This is a genomic window from Cypionkella sinensis, from assembly GCF_042646385.1.
Taxonomy (GTDB): Bacteria; Pseudomonadota; Alphaproteobacteria; order Rhodobacterales; family Rhodobacteraceae; genus Cypionkella; species Cypionkella sinensis.
Map to the genome: position 1 here is coordinate 866,623 of NZ_JBHRTO010000002.1, position 24,357 is coordinate 890,979.

A 24,357-nucleotide genomic window follows, 5' to 3' on the forward strand; every position below is an offset into this window, starting at 1 on the left:
TCTGTCCTTAAAGCGCTGCGGTCGAGCCGTCGTCGGCCAGAAGCGCGCTGTCTTTGGGGTTCCACGCCAGTTCGACCGTGCTGCCGATGGGGAAGGCGCTTTGCGTGGGGGTTCGGGCGGTGACGTGGCTGCCGTCGGCCAGCGTCACCTCGTATTTCATCGCCGAGCCGAGGTAGAGCATTTCGCGGACCGTGCCCGAGACGATGTTGGAGCGGCCGTCCTGCGGGCCCGTGCCGGGGGCCTGAACCATCACCGCTTCGGGACGCAGCAGGATCACTTGCGGGCTGTCACCCTTGGCCGCACCGGGGGCTGTCAAGGTTGTGCCTGCGACGGTCAGCGCAGTCTCATCCCCCGCCACACGATGTGCGCCACGCAAGACCGAGCTTTCGCCAATGAACTGGCCGACGAACAGCGTGCGGGGGGCGGTGTAAAGGTCGTGTCCGGTGCCGACCTGTTCGATGCGGCCCTTGTTGAACACCGCGATCCGGTCGGACAGCACCAGCGCCTCTTCCTGATCATGGGTAACATAGACAAAGGTGCTGCCCAACTCGCGGTGGATGCGCTTGATTTCCAGTTGCAGGACTTCGCGCAGCTTCTTGTCCAGCGCGCCAAGCGGTTCGTCCATCAGCAACAGCGACGGGGTGAACACCATCGCGCGGGCCAAAGCGACGCGCTGCTGCTGGCCGCCCGACAATTCGGAAGGGTAACGGTGGGCGAATTTCTCCAACTGCACCTTTTGCAGCGCTTGGTCCACGGCCCGCGTGCGCTCGGCCTTGGGCATGCCACGCTGTTTCAGGGGATAGGCGACGTTCGCGGCCACGGTCATATGCGGGAACAGGGCGTAATGCTGGAACACCACGCCGATGTTGCGCTTGTGTGCGGGCACATGGCCTATGGACTGTTCGCCCAGCCGGATTTCGCCCGCGCTGAGGTCGGTGAAGCCCGCGATCAGGTTCAGCGTTGTGGTCTTGCCCGAACCGGATGGCCCGAGGAAGGACATGAACTCACCCGGTTCCACCCGCAGCGACACATCGTCGAGTGCGGTGAAGTTGCCGTAGAATTTGCTGACGCCCGCGATGTCGATGGCCGCGCCTTTGGTTGCAAGGGTCATGCCCCACGCCTCCGTGTTCCGAAGATGAGTCCCAGTCCGATGATCACCGAGGTCGCCATGAAGATCAGCGACCCCACCGCCGCCACTGTGGGATCGGCATCGCGGGTCATGGATGAGAAAATCTGCACCGGCAGCGTTTTCAACTGCGGGCTGGTGATGAAAAGTGACACGATGACTTCGTCAAACGAGGTGACGAAGGCGAACAATGCCCCCGACAGGATGCCGGGCAGGATCAGCGGCAGGGTGACGCTGAAAAACGTCGCCAGCCGCGATGCGCCAAGGCTGGCCGCCGCTGTCTCAAGTCGGGTATCAAACACGGCAAGGTTGGCACCTACGGCAATGACGACGAAGGGGATGGCCAGCAGCGTGTGTGCAAAGACATAGCCCGTCCAAGTGCCGACAAGTTGCGCATCCAGATAGACGGCATAGATGCCGACAGCGAGAACCACGCCCGGCACGATCATCGGCGTGATCAAAACCGCGCGGATCAGCCCGCCGGTACGGCCTTTCAGACGCTCGATCCCGATGGCGGCCATGGTGCCGATCACGGTTGCCACTACGGCAACCATAGACGCGACTTTGGCCGAAACGATCAGGCTGTCAAACCATTGCGGGTTGGTGAAAAAGTTCTGATACCATTGCAGAGAAAATCCGGTCGGCGGGAAGGCCAGCGACTTTTTCTCGGCAAAGGACATCGGGATCACCACCAACGTCGGCGCGACCAGCCAGATCGCGATCAGCAGACAGGTCAGGCCAAGGATCAGCTTGCCCGGATTGAAGCGTTTCATCGGCTGCCTCCGCTCATCTGGTATTTGCGTTTCATGAACGGGCTGGCGATCCCGAGTATACCGAAGGTGGCGATCAGCAGGATTACACCCATCGTGCCGCCCCGGCCCCAGTTCAGCAGCGACAGCACCTGTTGCTGAATGAGCGTGGACAGCATGGTCGATTGCGGCCCGCCCAACAGGAGTGGTGTGATGTAAAAGCCCAGCGCGAGAATGAAAACGATGGTTGCGCCCGCAAAGACACCCGGCAGCGAAAGCGGCAGATATATCTGGAAGAAGGTTTTGATCGGGTGGGCCCCAAGGCTGCGCGCCGCCTGCAACAGCCGCAGGTCGATGCCGCGCATCACGGCATACAGCGGCATGATCATGAAGGGCAGCAGAATCTGCGTCATGCCGATCGTCACGCCCAGTTGAGTGCGGATCAGCCGAACTTTTTCAAACCCCAGCGACAGCAGGATGCGGTTGATCACCCCGGAATCCTGCAACAGGATCACCCATGCCAGCGTGCGCACCACGCCCGAGACCCAGAACGGCACCAGCACGCACATGATCAGTACAAGCCGCAGCCGCGGCCCCGCGACAGACATCGCGAAAGCGTAGGGGTATGCAGCGATCACACAGCACAGCGTTACCCAGAAGGCGATGGAAAAGGTCCGCAGCAGCACCGTCACATTGACCTTGGTGTCAAAGAACCAGGCGTAGTTGGCCATGCCCGGCTCGGGTTCGATAAAACTGCGCAGCACGATCACGCCCAGCGGAATAGCCATCACCAGAAGCAGCACCGCCAGTGCCGGAACGGTCAGAAACAGCGCGCCGCGTTGCGTCCTGTCGGTCAGGATAGACATAGCATTACCCCCCGCAGCGGCCACTCTTTGAGCTGTGCCGCGACATGGTCAGGGCGGCGCAAGCGCTGCCCTGACCTTTGCATCCCAAATCAGTTACCGGCGACGAACTCGGCCCATTTGGCGCTGAGGGTCTCGTAGTTTTCCACCCAGTATTCGACGTTCTGGTTATAGGCCATCGCCTGCTTTTCCGGGGTGTTGGTCATGAACGAGGCGGTCAGCTCATCCACCTTCGGCTGCGCATCGACGTTGATCGGCGAATACGAAGTGGTTTCGGCCATCACCTCTTGCGCGTGCTTGCCGAGATAGGCGTTGATCAGCGCATAGGAGGCATCAATGTCTTTCACGCCAACCGGAATGGCGATCTGGTCTTTGACGACGATCCAATCCTGCCAAACTGGCACATAGTTCGCGCCGTTGGCCAAAGCCGCTTTACCACGACCGGACCAAACCATGACCATGTCGGCCTCGCCCGATTCCATCATCTGCTGGCTTTCGGCGCCCGTCGTCCACGGCACCAGATTGTCACGGATCGAACGCCATTTGTTCAGGCCACGGTCGATATCGGCGGGGAACATCTGATCTTTGGGCACGCCATCGGCCATCAGGCCCAGTTCAACCATATAGCCTTCCGGGTCGGCATAGCCGGGAATGCCGCGCGTGCCGGGGAATTTTTCAACATCAAAGAAATCGGCCCAGCTTTTCGGCGGATTGTCACCGTATTTATCCTTGTTATACAAGAACATGACCGCATAGTTCATCGCCGGAACGCTGCACGGACCAACTTGCCCCGCCGGAATTTTCGAGATGTCGATCTTGGTGAAATCCAGCTTTTCGAACAGCGTGCCGCAATGGACAAATGGGGTGAAGTCACCGGTATCGACCACATCCCACATCACGTTCTTGGCTTCGACCTGCGCTTGGATCTTGGCATTCTCGGTCGGACCGTCTGACAGCAGGGTTACGCCGGATTTTTGCACGAAATCCTCCAGCGCCTTGAGCTGACCATCTTGAAAGATGCCGCCGTAGGACACGAAGGTAAGCGTTTTGCCCTTCAGAGAGCCTTCGGCGACCTCACCAGCAACGGGGCCTTCGGCCAGCGCGGGCAGCGTGAGCCCCAGGGTAACGGCCAGGGCAAGCCCTGCGGTATGCTTCATCTTCATCGTATTCCTCCCTTTTGTTGTCGTCTTTGGTTTTGGATTTGCGGCGGGCTTCAATCGCCCTTTTGGCGGAAATCATCGAGGTATCTGGCCGTTGAAGTGGGTGGCGAGATCATGAACAGCACCTCGGCCGGGCCATTGCCGATGTTGACCACCCGATGTGGCACCGAAGTGGCGTATTCAACGCTGTCGCCTTCATCGAGGTCATGACTGTCAGTGCCAAGATCGAGCCGGACCTGACCGCGCATGACCAGGATCATCTCGTGCGAGTCGCCATGGGTGTAAAGTTCGTCACCCGAGGAGCCGCCGACCTCGAATTCGGCGATATAGGTTTCAAAATGGGTGAGCGGACGGCGCGACAGCAGCATCTTGCGCTGGCCGTTCATCACCGGCAGGGCTGGCCGTTGCGCGCGGCGCAGCACCGGGTTCTGGCCGGTTTCGACACCGGAAAAAAGCTCCGAAATGCTGGTGCCAAAGCAGTTGGCAATGCGGATCAGGGTCGAAGTGCTGGCGCCTGACAAACCACGCTCCAACTGGCTGAGAAAGCTCGCCGAAGTGCCTGTCGCCTCGGCCAGTTTGCGCAGTGAAATCCCGTTGGCCTTGCGCAGACGCTGCAGGCGCTCCGCCACCAGCCGGGTGGGGTCAGCATCGTCCGGAACAGGGAGCGTGGGAACCGATCGGGTCAATCTGGATCTCGCGTGAAGCCAATGTTACTTCACAAGTGTTAAGTAATAGCGAACACAATTTCAATGATTCGGTTCTTATGCCAGTGTCGGCAAGAATGGGGATATCTTTGGTTGAGAGTTCAACGGCATGCCGTTTGAGCATTTATCTTGGCCGTCGCAGTTTAGGGCAAACTCGTTCGTGTGACGCTACTGCGCCGCCACCAAACCCTGGCGTGCATTGATCTGTCTGGCGGCTTCGCGCGCGATATGCTCGGCCCAAGTGATCACTTCGGGCACGCCCATCAGTTCGCCCACCGCGGCGCGGGCAAGCGGGCCTGCGACCAACAGGCTACCGTCGGGTGCGCCTGACACAGGCACGGCTTGGCCGTTTGGTGCCGTCAGCAACCCGAGGCCGAGCGGATCCGGTTGCAACAGACCCAGCGCGGCCAGATCGGAAAGCGCGGGATTCGCGGCAATGACGCTGCCATGCGCCGGGCCGGTGGCCAAGATCACCCGATCCACCGCGATGGTGAAGCGGGTGCCATTGTGGCGGGCCTGCAAGCCCAATTTGATCGGGCTGCCGGGTGTGGCAGTGACAATCCGGGCGGCGAGGCTGACGAGCCGCCCCTGACGCTGCATCTGCTGGTTGGCGTCATAGGTTTGCGGGGCGATGCGAAAGCGGTGCACATCCCACAGCGCGCGCAGATGGCGCAGGAAGCGCCGCCGCTCGGGTTCTGGCAGGGCGGCCCAGATCACGGGGCCTTGCGCGCGCAAACGGTCAAACACCGCGTGCCATGTCAGGCCCAAGGCGTGATCTTGGGCGACGGCGGCGCGTGTGCGGCGCAGAAGCGCCAAGGCGGTGCGCGGTGGGGATTTGGCGAAATCGGCTTTGGTTTCGGGCTGGTTGGGGCCGTGCGGTTGCGAGCGCAGCCCGTGGCGTGACAAGGCGGTGATCTGGCCGCGATGGCCACGCAGGTAGAGCGACGCGACGATATCGGCCGAGGTCAGCCCATTGCCGACGATCAGCACGCGGGCATCCTCGGCCACCTCTGCCAGCGCGCCGGGGGCAAAGGGATCGGTGATCAGGGCGGGATCGCCGGCAAGGCTTGCCAATTCGCGCGGCAGGCCTGCATTGGGGTGGCTTGCCGCCAGCACCACGATGTCGGCTGTGACCTGACCGCCATCCGACAACCCCAAGCGGTAGCGATCCGGGCGGCTGACCGTGATCACGCGCGCCTGCACATGGCGCAAGCGGCCCTGCTTTTGCAAGGGCTGAAGCTGTGCTGCGACATATGCGCCAAACACCGCACGGGGAGCATAGATTTCGCCTGACAGCCGCGCTGAATTGGCGGGCAAGCTGGGCGCATCGGCCTGATGCAGCCAAGCGCGGAAGTCGTCGGGGCGATCCGAGCGCAGGGTCATCTTGTGATCGGGCACGTTCAGGCGGTGGTCGGGGTCGGGTGTGGCATAGGCCACCCCGCGCCCGAGATCAGCGCGCGGCTCGATGACCACAATGTCGGCATCGGTCAGGTTTGCCAGATGATAGGCCACCGCAGCCCCGGACAAACCGCCGCCGATGATGGCGACGGTCAGCGGTGCTTTGGCGTAAGGTTTGGTCATTGTGCCGCCTGTAGCTTTGGTTTGTGATCTCCGGCGATGGTTTCGCCGAACGGCCCGGTATTGACCACCAGATCGCGGCGCGGGATCGGATGCGCAAGCGGCAATTTCGGCAGCACCAACTCGCCAAAGCTATAGGCTTCTTCCAGATGCGGATAGCCCGAGAAGATAAAGCTATCCACCCCGATGCGACGGTATTCGTCGATGCGCTCCGCCACGGTATCGGCATCGCCCACCAAAGCCGTGCCCGCACCGCCGCGCACAAGACCGACCCCCGCCCACAGGTTCGGGCTGATCTCCAACTTATCCCGCCGCCCGCCATGCAGGGCGGTCATCCGGGCTTGGCCAACCGAATCCATCCGCGCGAACACCTCTTGCGCCTCGGCAATGGTGTGATCGTCCAGCTTGCTGATCAGCTTGTCCGCCGCCGCCCAAGCCTCGGCATTGGTATCGCGCACGATCACATGCAGGCGGATGCCGAACGACACCTCGCGTCCCTCGGCATCGGCATGGCGCCGCATCACCGCAATCTTTTCCGCCACCTGTGCGGGGGGTTCGCCCCATGTCAGGTATTTGTCGATGTGTTTGGCACCAACCTTGAAGCCCTCATCCGACGAGCCGCCAAAATACAGCGGCGGATAAGGCTTTTGCACTGGCGGATAAATCAGGCGGCCATCCGAGATTTGGAAATGCTTGCCAGTATGCTCCACCGTTTCACCCCGCAGCAGGGCGCGGTAGATGCCGAGAAATTCATCCGTGATTTCGTAGCGTTCGCTGTGCGGCAGGTTGATGCCGTCACCCCGGTTTTCTGCCGGATCGCCGCCTGTGACGATGTTGATCAGCAACCGCCCATTGGAAATGCGGTCCAGCGTGGCGGTCATCCGTGCGGCCAAGGTCGGCGATTGCAGGCCGGGACGGACGGCGACAAGGAATTTCAGGCGCTCGGTCTGGGTGGCGAGGGCCGAGGCCACCACCCAGCTATCCTCGCAACTGCGGCCCGTGGGCAAGAGTGCGCCGTAAAAGCCGAGGCTGTCGGCGGCCTTAGCCACTTGCGTGAGGTAGGCCAGATCGACCGGACGCCCACCCTCGGATGTACCAAGATAGCGGCTTTCGCCGTGGGTGGGGATGAACCACAGGACGTTGATTTTATTTGGAATGGTCATATCAGCTCCACGCGTGGAAGGGCGGGTTGACGCCATTCAGATAGTAATTGCCAAGGATGGCGTATTTCCAGCGCACCGGGTCGTGCAGCGTATGGGTGCGGGCGTTGCGCCAATGGCGATCAAGGTTATGCTCGGCCAAGGTCGACCGCGTGCCTGCCAGTTCAAACAGCTTGTTGGTGGCAAGGATGGCGATTTCGGTGGACAGCACCTTGGCTTCGGCGGTGGCAATCTGGGCTTGGGCTACGGTTTCGACGGTGGGGTTTGCCACGGCCACGTCAATTGCGGCGCTGGCAATATCCAGCAAGGCCGCCGCTGCATTGGCGCGCAGATTCAAGTCTCCAACCGCTTGAATGGTGTAGGGGTCTTGGGCAGCGTGATCGAGGCCAGAATCGACCCAAGCTCGGCTGCGGTGCAGCACGAAATCCTTGGTGTCGGCGATGGCGGCCCGCGCGATGCCCAGATCAACCGCAACTTGGATCACTTGGAAGATCGCACCATCCGCCGAGGGGGATTCGTAGCCTTTGTAGCCCGGCACCAGATGAGTTTTCGGCACCTTCACATTGTCGAGGATCACCGTGCCAGAAAGCGTGGTGCGCTGGCCAAAGCTGGACCAATCGTCGATCACGCTCAGCCCCTCAGCCCCTCGATCCGCAATCGCGTACCACGCGCGACCTTCATCGTCCAAAGCCACAATCGGCACCAGATGTGCCAGCAAAGCGCCGGAGGAGTAGAACTTGCGGCCCGTGACGCGCACATGATCGCCGTCGTCGGTGAACTTGGTTTCAAAATCGACGGCGCGTTTGCTGCCAAATTCCGAGAACGCATTGCCAAAGCGGGTGCCGCGCAAAACCTCGGCAAACAGCAGCGCCTTTTGTGCGGGGTCAGACACCGTGTTGATCGCGGCGACCACACCCAGATGGTTCTGCGGCACTTGGCCCAAGGACGGGTCAGCTTCCGAGATGATCGCGATCACCCGGTTCAGCGTGACATAGGACAGCCCCGGGCCGCCGTATTCTTTCGGCACGTTGATTGACCACAGCCCGGATTGCGAGAAGGCATCGAGTTGTTCCTGCGGCCAGATCCGGTTGCGGTCGCGGTCGGACGCGCCTTTGGCGAACTCGGCGGCCAGTTTGTGCGCCACGGCAATCGCTTCGGCGTCGGATTGGATGATGTGCGGATCGCCAATCGGGCGGGCAACCGGGGGAACAGGCGTTTTCAGCGGTTCATGTTTGGTCATGGTTCAAATCCTTACAGGTTCAGGAGTGCCGCCGAGGTAAAGCGCGCGAATGTCGGCGCGGGCGGCGAGGTCGGATGCGGGGCCATTCAGCACCGAGCGGCCATTTTCGATGACCGTGGCGTGATGGGCGTGTTTGAGTGCGATGGCAGAGTTTTGCTCGGCCACAAGGATCGTCAGGCCAGTTTCACGATTCAGCCGGGCGAGGGTTTCAAAGATTTCGGCGACCACCAGCGGGGCGAGGCCCATGGAAGGCTCGTCCAGCAGGAACACTTCGGGGCGTGCCATCAGACCGCGCCCGATGGCGGCCATTTGCTGCTCGCCGCCCGAGGTCAGGCCAGCGAGCGAATTGCGCCGCAGTTTCAGTTTGGGAAACAGATCATAGACCTGTTCCAGAACTTCGGCGATCTGGGCGCGGTCAAGGCCTCGGCCAATCGCGCCGGTGGTCAGGTTTTCCTCGATGCTTAGGGTCTTGAAACAGCGCCGACCTTCCAGCACCGGCACAAGGCCATTGCGGATATGGGCGTGTGGAGTGTCGGCGGTAACATCGCGGCCCTTGTAGCGAATACGCCCGCCGGTAATCTGACCACGTTCGGCGGGCAGCAGGTTAGAAGATGCCTTCAGCAGCGTGGTTTTGCCCGCGCCGTTTGCGCCCAGCAGGGCCGTAATCTCACCCTTCGGCACCGTCAGGCTGACGCCGTGCAGGGCAGCGATGGCACCGTTGTAGGCGGCGTAGACGTGGTCAAATTCAAGGATAGGTTGCGACATGGCACCCTCCGGTCTGGATGGGGTGGCCCCGATGCAGGGCCACCCGTTTGGCTTATTGCGTGACCTTGTCGGCATCTTCCGAGCTGCGGATCAGCAGCCCCTTTTCCGCCGCATAAGCCTCAGACGATTTGGTAATGATCGGGCGCAACAGGGCCCAATCGGGGGCGATCCAGTCGGACACCACGTTCCACTTTTTGCCATCCCACTGTTGGAAGGTGACGTAGCCTTCGCCTTCGTGGTTGTCGTAGGTGACGTTGATCGAGTGGAACAGGTTCTCGGCCCCCAGTTCCTTCACCCGCTCCGGGGTCAGTTGCAGATGCTCAAAGCCCCAGCGCACTTCATCGCCGGTCAGGGTGCGGTTGCCGAATTTGGCTTGCGCGATGCGAATGGCTTCGACGTTCAGGATTCCATTCACAATGCCAAGGTTATGATACACCGAGCCGATCCGCGATTTGTCGGACAGGTTGCCCTGCCCCGCGTCGTAGACGGACTTGATGATCTCTTGCAGCACCGGATACTGGTTGCCCGAGGCTTGGGTGGTGATCGCGGTGTAGCCGATCGCGGCATCGCCTGCGGGCAGCGCGTCTTCTTCCGAGTTCGACCAGACGTTGCCGATGATGTGATCGACCGGGAAGCCGTTGCGCTGTGCCGTGGTCAAAGCCACCGGGTTCATCACGCCCCAACCGCGCAGCACGACATAATCGGGGGCCTCGCGGCGGATTTGCAGCCATTGCGCGCCCTGTTCGTTGCCCGGATGCGGCACCTCGATCTGCACAACAGTGAAGCCGTATTTCTCGGCCAGCAGGTCGTAGATCGGGATGGTTTCCTTGCCATAGGGCGAGCCGTGATACAGCACGACGATCTTCTTGCCCTTGAGGCTTTCCAGCCCGCCTTCCTTGCTGGCGATGTAGTTCACGATGCCCGAGGTTTCGGAATAGGGGTTCAGCAGCAGCGGGAAAACGTAAGGGAACACCCGGCCGTCGGTGGTGTCGGTGCGGCCATGATTGACGGTGATCAGCGGGGCTTTGTCGGCGGTGACGCCATCAATCATCGCATAGGCGATGCCCACGGAAAGCGGATTCCAAGCGGCAATGTCAGCGTGGCTTTTCTGGCGCTGATAGCATTCAACACCCTTTTCCACCGCGTATTCGGTTTCGCATTCGTCCCAAACCAGCTTGACGCCGTTGACGCCGCCGTCGCGGGTGTTGATCAGGGTCATGTAGTCGATAAATCCACCGAAGAACCCGGTGCCGCCCGCGGCATAGGGGCCGACGCGGTAGGATTGCAGCGGGAAATATTGCTCATCCGCTTGCGCGGCGCTGGTGGCGGCAAGGCTTGCCACGGTCAGTGCCGCTGTGGTGATACGTTTCAGGAAAGACATGGAAACTCCGTAGGTTGAAGATCAGGGGCTGCGCGCGAAGCGGCGCTTCAGCCGGGTGAGGATGGCCGCCAGCCCGTTGGGTTCGGCGATCAGGAAGGCGATGATGAGGGTGCCGAGGATGATGCGCTGCACCAGTTCCAGCATCCCTGAATCGATTATGCCGCCAAAGGCTGTGGCCGAGAGGCGCGACAGTAGCAGCGGGAACACCACGATCAGCCCGGCACCAAGGAAGGCTCCGCGCAGAGTGGCGAGGCCGCCGATGATGATGATGAACAGCACGTCAAAGGATCGGTCGAGATCGAAGCCCGCAGGCTCGATGGTGCGCAGGTAGGTGAAGGCCCAGAGAAACCCCGCGACGCCGATGATGGCAGAGGAGATAGCAAAGGCGACAAGTTTGGTTTTCAGTACCGGCACGCCGATGATGCGGGCGGCGGTTTCGTTATCGCGGATGGCGATGAGGTCGTTGCCGAGCGGGCCGTGGGTGAAGGCCCAGACGCCGAGGGTGATCAGGGTGACAAGGCTGAGAGACAGCAGGTAACGCGCGGTGGTGCTGTCGAGGGAGTGGCCAAGCAGGCTGAGGCCGGGGGCCGAGATCACGCCGGATGGGCTGTCGTTGGAGAACCAGCCGAATTTGGTCAGCGCCCATTGCACGAAGAACTGCGCGGCAAGGGTGGAGACAGCGAGGTAGAAGCCGCGCAGGCGCAGGCTGGGCAGGCCGAACACCAGCCCGATGGCGGCTGTGATCAGCGCGGCCAGCAGGATGGTTGCGGGCAGTGGCAGGCCCAACCGAAGTTGCAGGTTATAGGCGGCAAAGGCCCCCACCGCCATGAACGCGGCCGACCCAAGCGACACTTGCCCGCCGTAGCCGGTCAGCAGGTTCAGCCCGACGCCAGCCAAGGCAAGGGCGAGGAACGGCAGCAGGATGGCCTCCAGCACATAGACCGGGGCGAAGGCGGGCACGCCGACGAAGGCGATCAGCAGCAGGGCAGCCAAGGGCCAATGCCGCAGGAAGTTGAGCGTTTGCAGCGGGGTATCGACAACGGCAGACATCAGAACCGCTCCACCAGTTTCTGGCCAAACAAGCCCGAGGGACGGATCAGCAGCACCAGCAGCGCCACGACATAGGCGAACCAGCCCTCGATCCCGCCGCCGACGAAGGGGCCGAGATAGACTTCGGCCAGCTTTTCGGTGGCACCGATGGCAAGGCCTGCGACAATCGCGCCCAGAACTGAGTCAAACCCGCCCAGCACCAGCACCGGCAGCGCCTTCAGCACGATCAGCGACAGCGAGAATTGCACGCCAAGGCGCGCGCCCCACAATAGCCCTGCGACGAGGGCGACGATGCCAGCGGCAGCCCAGACGGTGGCCCAGGTGCGGTCCAGCCGCAGGCCGACCGCCAAGGCGGCGAACTGATCATCGGCCACGGCGCGGAAGGCGAGGCCGGTGCGGGTCCAGCGGAAGAAGGCAGTGAGGGCAGCGACCAGAACCGCCGCAATCGCCGCCGCGACCAGATCGAAGGTTGAGATGAACACGCCCGCCACCTGAAATGGCGCGTTCGAGATACCCAGATCAAGGCGGTGGACTTCGGTGCCCCAGATGATCTGCGCGGCCCCTTCGATGATATAGGACAGACCCAGGGTGGCCATGAACAGGGTCATCGGGGATCGGTTGGCAAGCGGGCGCAGGACTGTGCGCTCGATGGCAAAGCCCAAGACCACCATGATCGCGGCGGAGATCAGCAGGGCAAGGATGAAAGGCACGCCTGCCTCGACAAGGCTGACAAAGGTCAGCGCCGCGAACAGCACCATCGCGCCCTGGGCGAAATTGAGCACGCCAGAGGTTTTGTAGATCAGCACAAAGCCAATCGCCACAAGGGCATACATCACGCCAGACAGCAGGCCGCCGATGGTGACTTCGATCAGAAACAGAAAGCCGAACCAATCCATCACGCGGCCTCTTGCCCCAGATAGGCGCGGATCACGCCGGGGTCGCGCTGCACTTCGGCCGGTGTGCCGTCGGCGATCTTGGTGCCATGATCCAGCACCGCCACACGATCGGACAGGCCCATGACGACGCCGATGTCATGTTCAATCAGGATCACCGACAGCCCCGAGGTGTCGCGCGCGGCACGGATATAGCCCGCCATCTCGGCCTTTTCGGTGGCGGTCATGCCAGCCATCGGCTCGTCCAGCAGCAGCAGTTTCGGGCGGGCGACCAAAGCGCGGGCCAGTTCGACCCGTTTTTGCAGACCATAGGACAGGGTCGATACGGTGCGATCCAGATGCGGGGTCAGATCCAGACGGGCTGCGATTTCGGCGACCTGATCGGCAATCGCGCGGTTCTCGGTGCGGGCATTGGGCAGGCGCAGCACCTGCGCCAGCGCCCATACCCGGCGTTGAAAGGTCAGGCCAGCGGCGATGTTGGCGGCCACCGACAGGCTGGGGAAAAGCGCGAGGTTCTGGAAGGTGCGTGCCACGCCAAGCCCGGCAAGGGCCTGCGGCGGCACATGGTCAAACACCCGCTCTCCCACCACCAGACTGCCGCTATCCGCCTGATAAAGCCCCGAGATGACGTTGAGCACCGAGGATTTCCCCGCGCCATTCGGCCCGATCACCGCGCGAATCTCGCCCAAGGCCACCTGAAACGACACCTCGCGCAGGGCATGAATCCTGCCGAATGACAGGTTGATCCGGCTGAGCGCCAAGGCATATGCCGGATGCAAGGTGGCGGTGTGCAGGGTGTCAGGGACTGCGCGTGCAGGCGCAATCCGGCGCAGAACAGCGCTGGTCATGGCAGTCTCCATCAAAGCGGTTGGGGGTGGTGGGGCCTATTCGGCCGCCACCTTTTGCGCGCGATCAGCTTCCAGTTGGCGCACCAGCGGGATCACATGCTTGCCGAAGAATTCGACTTCTTCCTGGAAGTGCAGGAAGCCCAGCAGGATCAGATCGGCCCCGGCGTCTTTCAGCGCGATGATCCGCTCGGCAATCTGTTCGGGCGTGCCGATCAGGTTGGATCGGAAACCGTCGTTGTATTGTACAAGGTCTTCAAACGTCGATTTCGCCCAGTTGCCTTCGCCTTCGGGGCTGGCCTTGCCGGCGTTCTTCACCTCGTGCGCGAAGCCCTTGACGGCATCCGGGTTGGCCTTGGCGACGATTTCATCCAGCACGGCGCGGGCCTCGGCCTCGGTTTCGCGGGCGATGGCAAAGGCGTTGACGCCCACCTTGACGCGGCGGCCTTCGGCATCGGCCTTGCCGCGAATGTCATCAACCTGCGCCGCCAGCCCTTCGGGTGTGTTGCCATTGGTGAAATACCAGTCCGACACCCGCGCGGCCATATCGCGCGCGGCGCGGCTGGAGCCGCCTTGGAAAATCTCGGGCTGTGGATCGGCGGGCTTGGGCTTCATGGTGTAGTTGTTGAAGCGGTAGAAATCTCCCTTGAAGGTGAAATCATCCTGCCCCCAGATGCCACGCAGCGCGCGGATGAATTCTTCCGAGCGGCGGTAGCGTTCGTCGTGATCCAGCCAGGGTTCGCCAATCGCGTGGAACTCGCCGCGGAACCAGCCGGACACCACGTTGATGGCGATGCGGCCTTGGGTCAGTTGGCTGATGGTGGCGATCTGTTTGGCGGCGATGGCGGGGTTCCACGGGCCGGGCAGCAGGGCGGCGATGACTTTCAGCTTTTCGGTGGCGGCCAGCAAGGCATGGCTGAAGGCCACGGGCTCGTGCTGATTGTCGGCGCCATAGCCTGCGGTAAACCGGATCTGGCTGAGCGCGTAATCAAAGCCTGCGGCCTCGGCGATCTGCGCCAGCTTGCGGTTATAGTCGATGTCCCAGCTGGTGCGCTGTTCGATGTTCGAGATCACCAGGCCACCCGAAACATTGGGCACCCAATAGGCGAATTTGACGGGATCAGTGGTCATGTCGGCGTCCTTTTCGGGGTTATTCTGCCGCATGCGCGGGGCGCAGGGCTTGTGGGAAATGCAGATCAAACTGGGCGACGGCACGCTCCAGCCGGGTCAGGGCGGCGGGGGCGGTTAGCGCGCCATCGGTGAAATCCTTGTCCGAGACATGGACAGCGGTGGGCAGCACATGGGCCTCGAAGAACGCAAACAGCGGGCGCAAGTGATGCTCGACCGCCAGCGCGTGTTTCTCGCCGCCGCCCGTGGCCGCGATCAGGATCGGCTTGCCGATCAGCGCGGCGGGGTCAAGCAGGTCGATCAGGTGCTTGAACAGGCCGGGATAGCTGGCCTTGTAGATCGGCGTCGCAACCACCAGCGCATCAGCGTCAAGGATGCGGGCGACAAGTGCCTGAGCATTTGTGTCGAGGTCACTTAGGCGACGCGCACGGCCTAGCTGATCGCCGAAGTCATTGATCTCAAAGATTTCGGTGGTTGCACCAAGCCGATCGGTAGCCAAAGCAACGGCCGTTTGCACCAAGACCCTTGTTTTCGAGGGGACGGTGATGTTGCCGGACAATCCGACCAATTTCAGCGTGGACATCAGCAGATTCCTAAACACGATAAAGTTGCTAGACTTTAAGTGCGGGACCGCGTCCGGGGCAATTCTAAAGAAAACTGCATCTTTGGAAGGAGTATCCCCAGCAGCCATGCCACACAGTTACAAAGCGCTGTTTGGACAGGATTCGTCCTGAGATGGCAGGAATCTGGGTTTCAGGAGATGTCCAGCATCGCGCTTTATGCAAAGGCAGCTTCCAATTGACCCGGTGTCTTTCGATAGCCAACTGAGGAATGGTGTTGAGAATGGTCCAGATCGGCCAGATGCCTACTCAAAGCGCAGCACTAAGATCAGGATAGGCAGCGAGCATGGTAATGGCGCTGGTCAAGACAGTGCCCATTTCAGCCGCCACCCCCTTAAGGCCGGCGCTATGGAGCGCGGCCGGGTGTCGACAACGGCAAAAACGGGTCACCGCCAGCGCGGCACGAGTAAGGTTCACAGCGGCAAACGATGCTCGTAGCCAGGGGTACGCATGCAACTTTCTTCTGAGTCAGGAGAGGGCGCTGCTGACCCGACTGCGGTAGGAGGTCACAGACAAGCAACCGGCAAATCAGATTGCGGAAACTGAACCAGAGAGGCCGGGCTGATACCAAGCGGCACCTGACACAACACCTTAATAGAGCATGACCTGACCGTTTGGTCGAATCTCTTGTAAGTTGAAACTAAGAGATACAGGCTAGTCCACAACATGGTGTTTTCTTAGGCTGCAAAATTGTTGCAGTATGCCAATGCGTTAGGCAACGGCACTTCTGTTGAAAATATTGTCGACAAAATTATTGACAAAATAGGCGGCAATTCTGACAGTAGGGGCAGGGCGGCAGTGCTTGCCGTCCATCCGACATTGCCCCGCGCGTTCCGGCATCAGACCGGGAAGATGCGGGGCTTCAACAGGGGCTGACCATGACTTTCAAATCCATTCTTCTGGCAGGCGTCGCCATTGCCTGTTTTGCCACCGCCGGATCAGCGCAGACCCTGCGTTGGGGGGCAGCACGGGACATCAACTCACTCGACCCGTATTCCTATGGGTCGACCTTTACCATCAGCTTTCTGAACCATGTCTATGAAGGGCTGGTGCGCTATAACGCGAACCTTGAAATTGAACCCGCGCTGGCGACCGAATGGGAAGTGCTGCCGAACAACATCTGGCGCTTTAAGCTGCGGCAGGGCGTGAAGTTCCACGATGGCGCTGATTTTACGGCGGATGATGTTGTGTCTTCGCTGGCCCGTGTCAGCCACCCGGACAGCCCGCTGAAAGGCAACCTGCCTGCCTACAAATCGGCCACGAAGGTGGATGATTACACCGTCGATATCGAACTTGTTGGCACTTATCCACTGCTGCTGAACGATCTGACCAACATCCACATGTTTGATGCTGGTTGGCTGAAGGAGCACAACGCCGAATTGCCGACTGATGTGGCCAAAAAGGTCGAGGGCTATCCGACCTTCAACGCCAACGGCACGGGCCCGTTCATCGTCGAAAGCCGCGTGCCCGACAGCAAGACCGTGCTGGTGGTGAATGAAAACTGGTGGGATACCCCGAAGCACAACCTGAAACGCATCGAATTCACCCCGATTGCCTCGGATGCGACCCGCGTTGCGGCGTTGTTGTCGGGTGAGATCGACTTTACCGAAAAGGCCCCGGTGCAGGATCTGCCGCGTCTTGAAGCCACGCCGACCGTCAAGGTGATGGAAGCCAACGAACTGCGCACCATCATGTTCGGCTTCAACTTCCACGACAAACTGGCGAATGGCCAGCCGAACTTCTTCCAGCATAAGGAAATGCGCGAGGCTGTGGCGCTGGCCATCGACCTCAACCTGATCCGTGACAAGGTGATGCGCGGCAAATCCCGCGTGACGGGCACCGTGGTTGCGCCAGCGATCCCCGGCTATGATGCGGCGCTTGACGTGCCGACCGCCTATGATCCCGACAAAGCGGCGGCGATGATCAAGGAACTGGGGGCCGAGGGTTTTGCATTTGAAATCGTCTGCGCCAATGATGTCTGGCTGAACGAGGAAGAAATCTGCAACGCCATGGTGTCGATGCTGACCCGCGTGGGCTTGAAACCCACCCTCAGCATTGGTCCGAACGCCGTGCAGCAGATCAAGCAGACCAATGGTGAGGCCGACATGTTCAGCTTTGGCTGGGCGAACGAGCCGATGTTGGATGCCTATTCGATCTTGCTGCAAGTGTTCCAGACCAAAAGCGACAACGCCGGCGTGTTCAACTGGGGCGGCTGGTCCTATCCTGAACTCGACAAGCTGATCATCGCGGCCTCGACCGAACTGGACCGCACCAAGCGGCTGGCGCTGGAATCGCAAGCGCTGAAGATCGTGAAAGACGAGTCGATCATGCTGCCGTTCCATCAGCAGCCGATGGCTTGGGCGACCTCGGACAAGGTGGAAAGCGTGGTGCAACTTTCGGACAACAAGGGTCGCCATTGGCTGACCCGGATGACCGAATAAATCCGCATCAGGCCCGGCGCAGCACGCGCCGGGCTGCCCATAACCCGGAGCCGGTGAAATGATTGTTTTCCTGATAAAACGGCTGGCGAATGCGGCATTTGTCATGCTTGTCGTAGCCCTGATGGCCTTCATGATCTTCCGTTTTGTCGGCGATCCGGTGCAGTTGATGGTCAACGAACAGACCACGCAAGCAGAGCGCGACGAATTGCGTGAACGCTTGGGCCTGAACCAATCCATGCCGATGCAGTATCTGCATTTTGTAACCAACGCCGTGCAAGGGGATTTCGGAATCTCTTATCGCAACCAGCAAGAGGTGATGAGCCTGATTGCCGAGCGCTTCCCCGCCACCATCGAACTGGTGCTGATGGCCACCATCATCTCGCTGGTCGTTGGCGTGCCGCTGGGGGTGATCACCGCCATCCATCGCGGCAAATGGTATTCCGAGGGGCTGCAATTTCTGTCGATTATCGGCGTCTCGCTGCCCAGTTTCGTCATCGGTATCATGCTGATCTTGGTGTTCTCGGTGATGTTCAATATTCTGCCCGCCTTTGGCCGGGGCGATGTGGTGAACATCGGCTGGTGGACCACGGGCCTGCTGACGCCGTCGGGCCGTGCGGCGTTGATCCTGCCATCCATCGCCTTGTCGTTCTACCAGATCACGCTGGTGATGCGTTTGGTGCGTGCCGAAATGCTGGAAGTGCTGCGATCGGACTTCATCAAATTCGCCCGCGCCCGTGGTGTGCCGTCTTGGCGGGTGCATTACAGCCACGCCCTGCGCAACTGCCTGATGCCGGTGGTGACCATGACGGCAATGAACATCGGATCGTTGATTGCCTTCGCGCTGATCACCGAAACCGTGTTTCAATGGCCGGGGATGGGGCTGCTGTTCATCCAGGCCGTCACCTTCGTCGATATCCCGGTGATGGCGGCCTATCTCTGCATCGTCTCTTTCATCTTTGTCGCGCTGAACACGCTGGTGGACATCACCTATGCGCTGATCGACCCGCGCCTGCGCAATGCAAAGGCCTGATCCATGACCGTAAATCTGACAGCTCCCAGCCTGTTCGCCCGCATTCGCCAAAGCGATCTGTGGTATTCGTTTACGCGGCAGCGCAGCGCGGTATTCGCCGCCGTTCTGCTGGCGGTGCTGATCATCAGCGCCTTCACCGCCCCGCTTTATGCGCCGCAGAACCCGTTTGATCCGGCGCAGTTGGAATTGTGGAACGCCGAAATCCCGCCGATCTGGCTGGAGGGAGGTCAGTGGCCTTACCTTTTGGGCACCGATACCCAAGGCCGCGATATCCTTTCCGCCATCCTATACGGTTCGCGCATCTCGATCCTGATCGGCATCGCCTCGGTGGTGTTCGCGCTGCTGATCGGCATCGGTTCGGGCTTGGCTGCGGGATATTACGGCGGCTTCGTCGAAAATGCGCTGATGCGGGTCGGTGATATCCTGCTGTCGATCCCCACCATCCTGATCGCCATTCTGGTCAGCGCCATCGTGCGCGAACTGCTGCCGGTAAACTTGCGCGATGTCGGGGCGGCGGGCGTCTTGGTGCTGGCCATCGTGCTGAGTGGCTGGGTGCAATATGCCCGCACCGTGCGCGCCCAGACGGCGGTTGAGCGGCGCAAGGAATATGTGCAGGCCGCACAACTGCTGAAAGTGCCTGCCCGCCGCATCATGTTCCGCCATATCCTGCCCAACACGCTGACGCCGATCCTTGTCGCCGCCACGCTGAACTTTGGCATGGCGATCCTGACCGAGGCCACTTTGTCTTTCCTTGGCATCGGTATGCCACCCAGCCAGCCGAGCCTTGGCACGCTTATCCGGCTGGGCAACCAATTCCTGTTCTCTGGCATGTGGTGGATTGTGCTTTTCCCCGTGCTGCAACTTTGCTTGCTTGTGGTGTCGGTCAACCTGCTGGGTGACTGGCTGCGCGATGCTCTGAACCCGAAACTGAGGTAAGCCATGACCGACCTTCTGCTCCGCAATATCCGCCCGATGACCGGGGTTGCCACCGACATGCTGATCCGCGATGGCCGCATTGCTGCCGTTGGGCCGAACCTTGCGGCCGATGGTGTCGAGGTTGAGGATGGTAACGGCGCAATCGCCATCCCCGCACTGGTCGATGCCCACACGCATCTCGACAAAACCACTTGGGGCATGGGCTGGTATACAGGCCGCAAGGGCGGCGATCTGCAAGACCTGATCGACAATGAACGGAATGAGCGTATCCCCTTGGGTCTCGACGTGCATCGCCAGTCGATGCGCCACGCCCTACAACTGATCGCCAACGGCACCGGCCATATCCGCAGCCATGTTGACGTGGATCACGACCACAAACTGACCTTGCTGGAAGGCAAACTGCGCACGCGCGAGGCCCTGCAAGGCGCGGTTGACATTCAGATCGTCGCCTTCCCGCAATCGGGCCTGATGATCCGCCCCGGCGTTTATGAACTGCTGGACGAAGCCTTGGCGATGGGGGCCGATGTGGTGGGCGGGCTTGATCCGTCCTCGATGGACCGCGATCCGAAAGCCTCACTCGATGCGATTTTCCGGCTGGCGGAAAAGCACGGCAAACCTATCGACATTCACCTGCATGAATACGGCGAGTTGGGGGCGTTTACGCTGGAAGAAATCATCACCCGCACCCGCGCGCACGGGATGCAGGGCAAGGTCGGCGTGTCGCATTGCTTCTGTCTGGGGATGCCCGACCCGCATCGGGTGGGTCCGCTGATGGAACAGGTGGCGCGTGAGGATATCCGCATCTTCACCACCGGCCACCCCTCCGCCGAGGTGCCATCGCTGCAAGACATGCGCGCGGCAGGTATCAAGGTTGGCATGGGCTGCGACGGTATCCGCGACACTTGGGGGCCGTGGGGCCAGCCCGACATGCTGCACCGCGCCCGCATCGTGGGGATGAAAAACCGTATGCGCCGCGATGACGAGTTGGAACTGCTGCTCGACACAGCCTCGCGCGGTGGCGCTGATGCGATGGGGGTGGAGGCTTTGGGGCTGATGGTTGGCGCTGTCGCAGACCTGACGCTGGTCGCAGGCGAAACCCTTGCCCATGCGGTTGTCGAAGAAGCCCCTCGCCCGCTGGTCGTCAAGGGCGGTCGCATCGTCGCGCGCAACGGCGCGCTGACCCTGCCGGGGATCACCATGCCATGAGCGCGCTGTGTGATCTGACGCTTGGGCAACAGCCCAAAGGCCGCACGGCGCTAACCGCCGATTGGGTGCTTGGCCACACCGAAACTGGCCATTGCCTGATCCCGAACGGCGAAGTGGTGCTCGAGGCGGGCCGCATCCTGCATGTCGGTCAACGCTTTGAAGGCGAAGTCGCCCGCCGCATCGCCCTTGGCCGCGCGCTGATCTCGCCCGGTCTGATCGACCTTGATGCGTTGTCTGATCTCGACACCACGCTTCTGTCCATCGACCACAACCCCGGCTGGGCCAAAGGCCGCGTCTGGCCACGAAGCTACATCGAGCGCGGCCCGTATGAGATGTATACGCCCGAGGAACTCGCCTTCCAGAAACGCTACGCCTTCGCGCAACTCTTGCTGAACGGCATCACCACCGCCGCCCCGATCGCCTCGCTGTTCTACCGCGCATGGGGCGAAACCACCGCCGAATTCATCGCCGCCGCAGACGCCGCAGGCGAGATGGGCCTGCGCGTCTATCTGTCGCCAGCTTACCGCGCGGGCGGCATGGTACTGGATGCCCCCGGCCAGATGGTCCCTGTATTCGACGAAGCGCGCGGCATGGCTGGGCTGGATGAGGCCATCGTCTTCATTACCGCGCAAACCGGCCGCCACAACGGCCTGATCACCGGCATGCTCGCCCCCGACCGAGTAGAGACCTGCACCGCGCCCCTGCTGCGCCGCACCATGGACGCCGCCCGCGATCTCGATTGCCGCGTCCGCCTGCATATGGCGCAGGGCGCGATGGAGGTTCAAACCGTCCAAAGCCTGCACGGAACAACCGCCCCCGATTGGCTGGCGCGTGAAGGCCTGCTGAACGACCGCATCCTCGCCCCTCACGCCACCAATGCCACTGAGTCCGACCTCAACCACTACGCAGAAAATGGCGTCAGCGTTGTGCACTGCCCTCTGGTCTCGGCCCGCGGCGGCTCGGTCCTGCGCGGCTTTGGCGCATTGCGCGCGCGCGGCATCAATATCGCCATGGGCACCGATACCGCCCCGGCTGACATGCTGCTGAACCTGCTCACCGGCCTGATGACCGCCCGCATTGCCGACCCGAATGCGCCCCATCAGCAGAGCGCCGATTTCTGGGATGCCGCCACCTTGGGCGGTGCCCGCGCGCTCGGCCGCAGCGACATTGGTTGCCTAAAACCGGGGGCCTGCGCCGATATCGCCGTGTTCCGGCTGGACGATGCCATCATGACCCCCGCCATCGACCCAATTACGACGTTGATCGCAGGTGGCTCCGGCAAAGTTACCCAAGCCACCTTTGTCGATGGCCGCCTGTCGATGTGCGAAGGCCGCGTCGCAGGCCTCAACATGGCCACCGCGCAAACCCGCGCCCAAGCCCAGTTCGATGGCCTGCTCGCCAAATACCCAGAACGCAGTTGGCAACACCCCCCGCTGTCAGAGCTTTTCCCGCCCAGCTACCCGATCCGACAGGAAGCATAGCCATGACCCAAACCCCGACACTTGATGTCCGCGCCCTGCGAGTGGAATTTCCGGGCCGTCACGGCACGGTGACAGCCCTTGCCGATATCAGCCTGACCATCCAGCCCGGCGAAATCCTTGGCGTGGTGGGCGAGTCCGGCGCAGGCAAATCCATGACCGGCCTTGCCGTCCAAGGCCTGCTGGAACCCCCCGGCCATATCGCAGGCGGTGAGGTTTGGCTGAACGGCCGCCGCATTGACCATCTGTCCGACCGCGAGATGGAAAAGGTGCGCGGCCGCGAGATTGGCGCGATCTTCCAAGACCCGCTGACCTCGCTCAACCCGCTGTTTTCGGTCGGCAAACAACTGATCGAAACCATCCGCCTGCACCTGCCGCTGAACCGTACCGAGGCCCGCCAGCGCGCGATCGAACTACTTGCCGAAGTCGGCATTCCCGGCCCGGAAACCCGCGTCGATCACTTCCCGCATCAATTCTCGGGCGGGATGCGGCAGCGCGTGGTGATCGCCTTGGCCCTTGCCGCCCGCCCGAAACTGATCATCGCGGATGAGCCGACGACTGCATTGGATGTCTCGATCCAGGCCCAGATCACGTCGCTTTTGCGTCGCCTGTGCAAAGACAACAGAACGGCAGTGATGCTGGTCACGCATGACATGGGTGTCATCGCCGAAACCGCGGATCGGGTGGCGGTGATGTATGCCGGACGGCTGGTTGAGATCGGCCCCGTCGCCGATGTGATCGCCCGCCCCAGCCATCCCTATACGCGCGGCCTGATGGGCTCGATCCCAACACTCGGCGCGCGGGTGCCTCGCCTGCAACAGATCGACGGCGCGATGCCGCGTCTGGATGCCATCCCGCAAGGTTGCGCCTTTAACCCGCGCTGCCCGCTGGTGATGCCGCGCTGCCGCAGCGAACGCCCGCATCTGCAACCCAGAGGCGCAGGCCAAAGCGCCTGCTGGCTAAACCCCGTCGCACAGGAGAGCGCCGCATGAGCAATCCCGCCCTGACCGTGACCCATCTGTCGCGCCTGTTCAACGTCTCGGCCCCCTGGCTGAACCGGGTGATCGAGCGTAAGCCGAAGGCCTATCTGCGCGCCGTCGACGACATCAGTTTCAGCGTGCCCTCGGGTGGCTGCCTCAGCCTCGTCGGCGAAAGCGGCTGCGGCAAATCCACCGTGGCGCGGCTGGTGACCGGGCTTCACGCCCCCACCACCGGCCAGATGCAGTTCGCCCCCGGCAAGAACGGCAAGCCTTTGGCCGCGCAGATGATTTTCCAAGACCCCTATGCCAGCCTCAACCCACGCTGGCGCGTGTTTGACATCATCGCCGAACCGCTGCGCGAGTTGAAACTGCGCGCAACCGAGGCTGAAATCACGGATCGCGTCGGTGAATTGCTGACCACCGTCGGCCTTGCCCCGCGCGATGGCCGCAAATTCCCGCACGAGTTTTCCGGCGGTCAGCGTCAACGCATTTCCATCGCCCGCGCCTTGGCGACCGAGCCGGAATTTCTGGTCTGCGACGAGCCGACTTCGGCCCTCGATGTATCGGTGCAGGCGCAAATCCTGAACCTGATGCGGCGCTTGCAGGATGAGATCGGCCTGACCTATTTGTTCATCAGCCACGACATGAGCGTGGTGCGCCATATGTCCGATCAGATCGCGGTGATGTATCTGGGGCGGATCGTTGAACAGGCCGCAACCGAGGTGCTGTTCGCCAATCCCAAACACCCCTACACCCAGCTTTTGCTGGAAACGATCCCGAACGTCACCGATCCCAAGCGCGACCGCGCGGTGCAATCGGGCGAGGTGCCAAGCCCGATGAAACCACCCTCCGGCTGCACCTTCCACCCGCGTTGCCCGCAGGCCGATGCCCGCTGCGCCGCCGAACGCCCCGAGATGCAAGCCTACAGTGACGGCAGCCGCGTCGCCTGTCACCGCGTCGCCGAAGCTATGGCCGCTCTTGCGGTGCCGCAGGTGGAGGGGCGGCGGATTTCTGCGTAACACCA

22 protein-coding genes are annotated in these 24,357 nt (G+C 61.7%); 7 read left to right on the plus strand and 15 right to left on the minus strand.

The window, feature by feature from the left end; all coding sequences use genetic code 11:
- Window positions 1-7 precede the first annotated feature (7 nt).
- The 15 genes from ACFOGH_RS19355 to ACFOGH_RS19425 form a co-directional block, all read right to left on the minus strand.
- A complete protein-coding gene (locus ACFOGH_RS19355; RefSeq protein WP_380074818.1) occupies window positions 8-1,111 on the minus strand; it encodes an ABC transporter ATP-binding protein in 1,104 nt (367 codons plus the stop codon).
- Window positions 1,108-1,899, minus strand: a complete 792-nt coding sequence (locus tag ACFOGH_RS19360; RefSeq protein ID WP_380074819.1) for an ABC transporter permease — start codon at window positions 1,897-1,899, stop codon at window positions 1,108-1,110. Before ACFOGH_RS19360 ends, ACFOGH_RS19355 begins: the two co-directional genes overlap by 4 nt.
- A complete protein-coding gene (locus ACFOGH_RS19365; protein ID WP_380074820.1) occupies window positions 1,896-2,741 on the minus strand; it encodes an ABC transporter permease in 846 nt (281 codons plus the stop codon). The genes ACFOGH_RS19360 and ACFOGH_RS19365 overlap by 4 nt, the downstream gene beginning before the upstream one ends.
- Window positions 2,742-2,830: 89 nt before the next feature.
- On the minus strand, window positions 2,831-3,901 hold the full coding sequence (locus ACFOGH_RS19370; RefSeq protein WP_380074821.1) for an extracellular solute-binding protein: 1,071 nt from the start codon (window positions 3,899-3,901) through the stop codon (window positions 2,831-2,833).
- 50 nt (window positions 3,902-3,951) lie between these two features.
- A complete protein-coding gene (locus ACFOGH_RS19375) occupies window positions 3,952-4,584 on the minus strand; it encodes a helix-turn-helix domain-containing protein (protein WP_380074822.1) in 633 nt (210 codons plus the stop codon).
- A 186-nt stretch (window positions 4,585-4,770) separates the two neighbouring features.
- Window positions 4,771-6,183, minus strand: coding sequence for an FAD/NAD(P)-binding protein (locus ACFOGH_RS19380; RefSeq protein WP_380074823.1), 1,413 nt, complete (start codon window positions 6,181-6,183; stop codon window positions 4,771-4,773).
- Window positions 6,180-7,343 (minus strand): FMNH2-dependent alkanesulfonate monooxygenase, encoded by a 1,164-nt coding sequence (gene ssuD / locus ACFOGH_RS19385; protein WP_449249483.1) that lies wholly within the window; start codon window positions 7,341-7,343, stop codon window positions 6,180-6,182. Before ssuD ends, ACFOGH_RS19380 begins: the two co-directional genes overlap by 4 nt.
- Window position 7,344: 1 nt before the next feature.
- Window positions 7,345-8,580: an SfnB family sulfur acquisition oxidoreductase gene (locus ACFOGH_RS19390; RefSeq protein ID WP_380074824.1), complete on the minus strand. Its 1,236-nt coding sequence runs from the start codon at window positions 8,578-8,580 to the stop codon at window positions 7,345-7,347.
- Between the two features lie 3 nt (window positions 8,581-8,583).
- Window positions 8,584-9,345 (minus strand): ABC transporter ATP-binding protein, encoded by a 762-nt coding sequence (locus ACFOGH_RS19395; RefSeq protein ID WP_380074825.1) that lies wholly within the window; start codon window positions 9,343-9,345, stop codon window positions 8,584-8,586.
- Window positions 9,346-9,397: 52 nt separating this feature from the next.
- The gene (locus ACFOGH_RS19400; RefSeq protein ID WP_380074826.1) at window positions 9,398-10,726 is read right to left on the minus strand and encodes an ABC transporter substrate-binding protein; all 1,329 of its coding nucleotides are present in this window, start codon (window positions 10,724-10,726) and stop codon (window positions 9,398-9,400) included.
- A 21-nt stretch (window positions 10,727-10,747) separates the two neighbouring features.
- The gene (locus ACFOGH_RS19405; protein WP_380074827.1) at window positions 10,748-11,776 is read right to left on the minus strand and encodes a branched-chain amino acid ABC transporter permease; all 1,029 of its coding nucleotides are present in this window, start codon (window positions 11,774-11,776) and stop codon (window positions 10,748-10,750) included.
- Window positions 11,776-12,672, minus strand: a complete 897-nt coding sequence (locus tag ACFOGH_RS19410) for a branched-chain amino acid ABC transporter permease (protein ID WP_380074828.1) — start codon at window positions 12,670-12,672, stop codon at window positions 11,776-11,778. Before ACFOGH_RS19410 ends, ACFOGH_RS19405 begins: the two co-directional genes overlap by 1 nt.
- On the minus strand, window positions 12,672-13,517 hold the full coding sequence (locus ACFOGH_RS19415) for an ABC transporter ATP-binding protein (protein WP_380074829.1): 846 nt from the start codon (window positions 13,515-13,517) through the stop codon (window positions 12,672-12,674). Before ACFOGH_RS19415 ends, ACFOGH_RS19410 begins: the two co-directional genes overlap by 1 nt.
- Window positions 13,518-13,553: 36 nt before the next feature.
- The gene (gene sfnG / locus ACFOGH_RS19420) at window positions 13,554-14,645 is read right to left on the minus strand and encodes a dimethylsulfone monooxygenase SfnG (protein WP_380074830.1); all 1,092 of its coding nucleotides are present in this window, start codon (window positions 14,643-14,645) and stop codon (window positions 13,554-13,556) included.
- 19 nt (window positions 14,646-14,664) lie between these two features.
- Window positions 14,665-15,225, minus strand: coding sequence for an NAD(P)H-dependent oxidoreductase (locus ACFOGH_RS19425; RefSeq protein WP_380074831.1), 561 nt, complete (start codon window positions 15,223-15,225; stop codon window positions 14,665-14,667).
- A 915-nt stretch (window positions 15,226-16,140) separates the two neighbouring features.
- Between ACFOGH_RS19425 and ACFOGH_RS19430 the strand changes: the two genes are divergently transcribed.
- The 7 genes from ACFOGH_RS19430 to ACFOGH_RS19460 are packed head-to-tail and all read left to right on the plus strand — an operon-like array spanning window position 16,141 to window position 24,352.
- On the plus strand, window positions 16,141-17,703 hold the full coding sequence (locus ACFOGH_RS19430; protein ID WP_380074832.1) for an ABC transporter substrate-binding protein: 1,563 nt from the start codon (window positions 16,141-16,143) through the stop codon (window positions 17,701-17,703).
- A gap of 58 nt (window positions 17,704-17,761) precedes the next feature.
- Complete coding sequence (locus ACFOGH_RS19435) at window positions 17,762-18,733, plus strand: ABC transporter permease (protein WP_380074833.1); 972 nt, start codon at window positions 17,762-17,764, stop codon at window positions 18,731-18,733.
- Between the two features lie 3 nt (window positions 18,734-18,736).
- Window positions 18,737-19,669, plus strand: coding sequence for an ABC transporter permease (locus ACFOGH_RS19440; protein ID WP_380074834.1), 933 nt, complete (start codon window positions 18,737-18,739; stop codon window positions 19,667-19,669).
- Window positions 19,670-19,672: 3 nt separating this feature from the next.
- On the plus strand, window positions 19,673-20,875 hold the full coding sequence (locus ACFOGH_RS19445; protein ID WP_380074835.1) for an amidohydrolase family protein: 1,203 nt from the start codon (window positions 19,673-19,675) through the stop codon (window positions 20,873-20,875).
- Entirely contained in the window at window positions 20,872-22,356 is a 1,485-nt protein-coding gene (locus ACFOGH_RS19450) for an amidohydrolase family protein (protein WP_380074836.1), read from the plus strand. Before ACFOGH_RS19445 ends, ACFOGH_RS19450 begins: the two co-directional genes overlap by 4 nt.
- Window positions 22,357-22,358: 2 nt before the next feature.
- Window positions 22,359-23,345, plus strand: coding sequence for an ABC transporter ATP-binding protein (locus ACFOGH_RS19455; RefSeq protein WP_380074837.1), 987 nt, complete (start codon window positions 22,359-22,361; stop codon window positions 23,343-23,345).
- Entirely contained in the window at window positions 23,342-24,352 is a 1,011-nt protein-coding gene (locus ACFOGH_RS19460) for an ABC transporter ATP-binding protein (RefSeq protein WP_380074838.1), read from the plus strand. The genes ACFOGH_RS19455 and ACFOGH_RS19460 overlap by 4 nt, the downstream gene beginning before the upstream one ends.
- The last annotated feature ends 5 nt before the right edge of the window (window positions 24,353-24,357 follow it).

Coding starts and splice junctions, on each gene's coding strand:
- ACFOGH_RS19365 (WP_380074820.1), bottom strand. CDS start 2,741: ATGTCTATCCTGACCGACAGGACGCAACGCGGCGCGCTGTTTCTGACC.
- ACFOGH_RS19445 (WP_380074835.1), top strand. CDS start 19,673: ATGACCGACCTTCTGCTCCGCAATATCCGCCCGATGACCGGGGTTGCC.
- ACFOGH_RS19430 (WP_380074832.1), top strand. CDS start 16,141: ATGACTTTCAAATCCATTCTTCTGGCAGGCGTCGCCATTGCCTGTTTT.
- ACFOGH_RS19395 (WP_380074825.1), bottom strand. CDS start 9,345: ATGTCGCAACCTATCCTTGAATTTGACCACGTCTACGCCGCCTACAAC.
- ACFOGH_RS19355 (WP_380074818.1), bottom strand. CDS start 1,111: ATGACCCTTGCAACCAAAGGCGCGGCCATCGACATCGCGGGCGTCAGC.
- ACFOGH_RS19390 (WP_380074824.1), bottom strand. CDS start 8,580: ATGACCAAACATGAACCGCTGAAAACGCCTGTTCCCCCGGTTGCCCGC.
- ACFOGH_RS19410 (WP_380074828.1), bottom strand. CDS start 12,672: ATGGATTGGTTCGGCTTTCTGTTTCTGATCGAAGTCACCATCGGCGGC.
- ACFOGH_RS19405 (WP_380074827.1), bottom strand. CDS start 11,776: ATGTCTGCCGTTGTCGATACCCCGCTGCAAACGCTCAACTTCCTGCGG.
- ACFOGH_RS19435 (WP_380074833.1), top strand. CDS start 17,762: ATGATTGTTTTCCTGATAAAACGGCTGGCGAATGCGGCATTTGTCATG.
- ACFOGH_RS19425 (WP_380074831.1), bottom strand. CDS start 15,225: ATGTCCACGCTGAAATTGGTCGGATTGTCCGGCAACATCACCGTCCCC.
- ACFOGH_RS19415 (WP_380074829.1), bottom strand. CDS start 13,517: ATGACCAGCGCTGTTCTGCGCCGGATTGCGCCTGCACGCGCAGTCCCT.
- ACFOGH_RS19460 (WP_380074838.1), top strand. CDS start 23,342: ATGAGCAATCCCGCCCTGACCGTGACCCATCTGTCGCGCCTGTTCAAC.
- ACFOGH_RS19455 (WP_380074837.1), top strand. CDS start 22,359: ATGACCCAAACCCCGACACTTGATGTCCGCGCCCTGCGAGTGGAATTT.
- ACFOGH_RS19450 (WP_380074836.1), top strand. CDS start 20,872: ATGAGCGCGCTGTGTGATCTGACGCTTGGGCAACAGCCCAAAGGCCGC.
- ACFOGH_RS19440 (WP_380074834.1), top strand. CDS start 18,737: ATGACCGTAAATCTGACAGCTCCCAGCCTGTTCGCCCGCATTCGCCAA.
- ACFOGH_RS19400 (WP_380074826.1), bottom strand. CDS start 10,726: ATGTCTTTCCTGAAACGTATCACCACAGCGGCACTGACCGTGGCAAGC.
- ACFOGH_RS19370 (WP_380074821.1), bottom strand. CDS start 3,901: ATGAAGATGAAGCATACCGCAGGGCTTGCCCTGGCCGTTACCCTGGGG.
- ACFOGH_RS19380 (WP_380074823.1), bottom strand. CDS start 6,183: ATGACCAAACCTTACGCCAAAGCACCGCTGACCGTCGCCATCATCGGC.
- sfnG (WP_380074830.1), bottom strand. CDS start 14,645: ATGACCACTGATCCCGTCAAATTCGCCTATTGGGTGCCCAATGTTTCG.
- ACFOGH_RS19360 (WP_380074819.1), bottom strand. CDS start 1,899: ATGAAACGCTTCAATCCGGGCAAGCTGATCCTTGGCCTGACCTGTCTG.
- ssuD (WP_449249483.1), bottom strand. CDS start 7,343: ATGACCATTCCAAATAAAATCAACGTCCTGTGGTTCATCCCCACCCAC.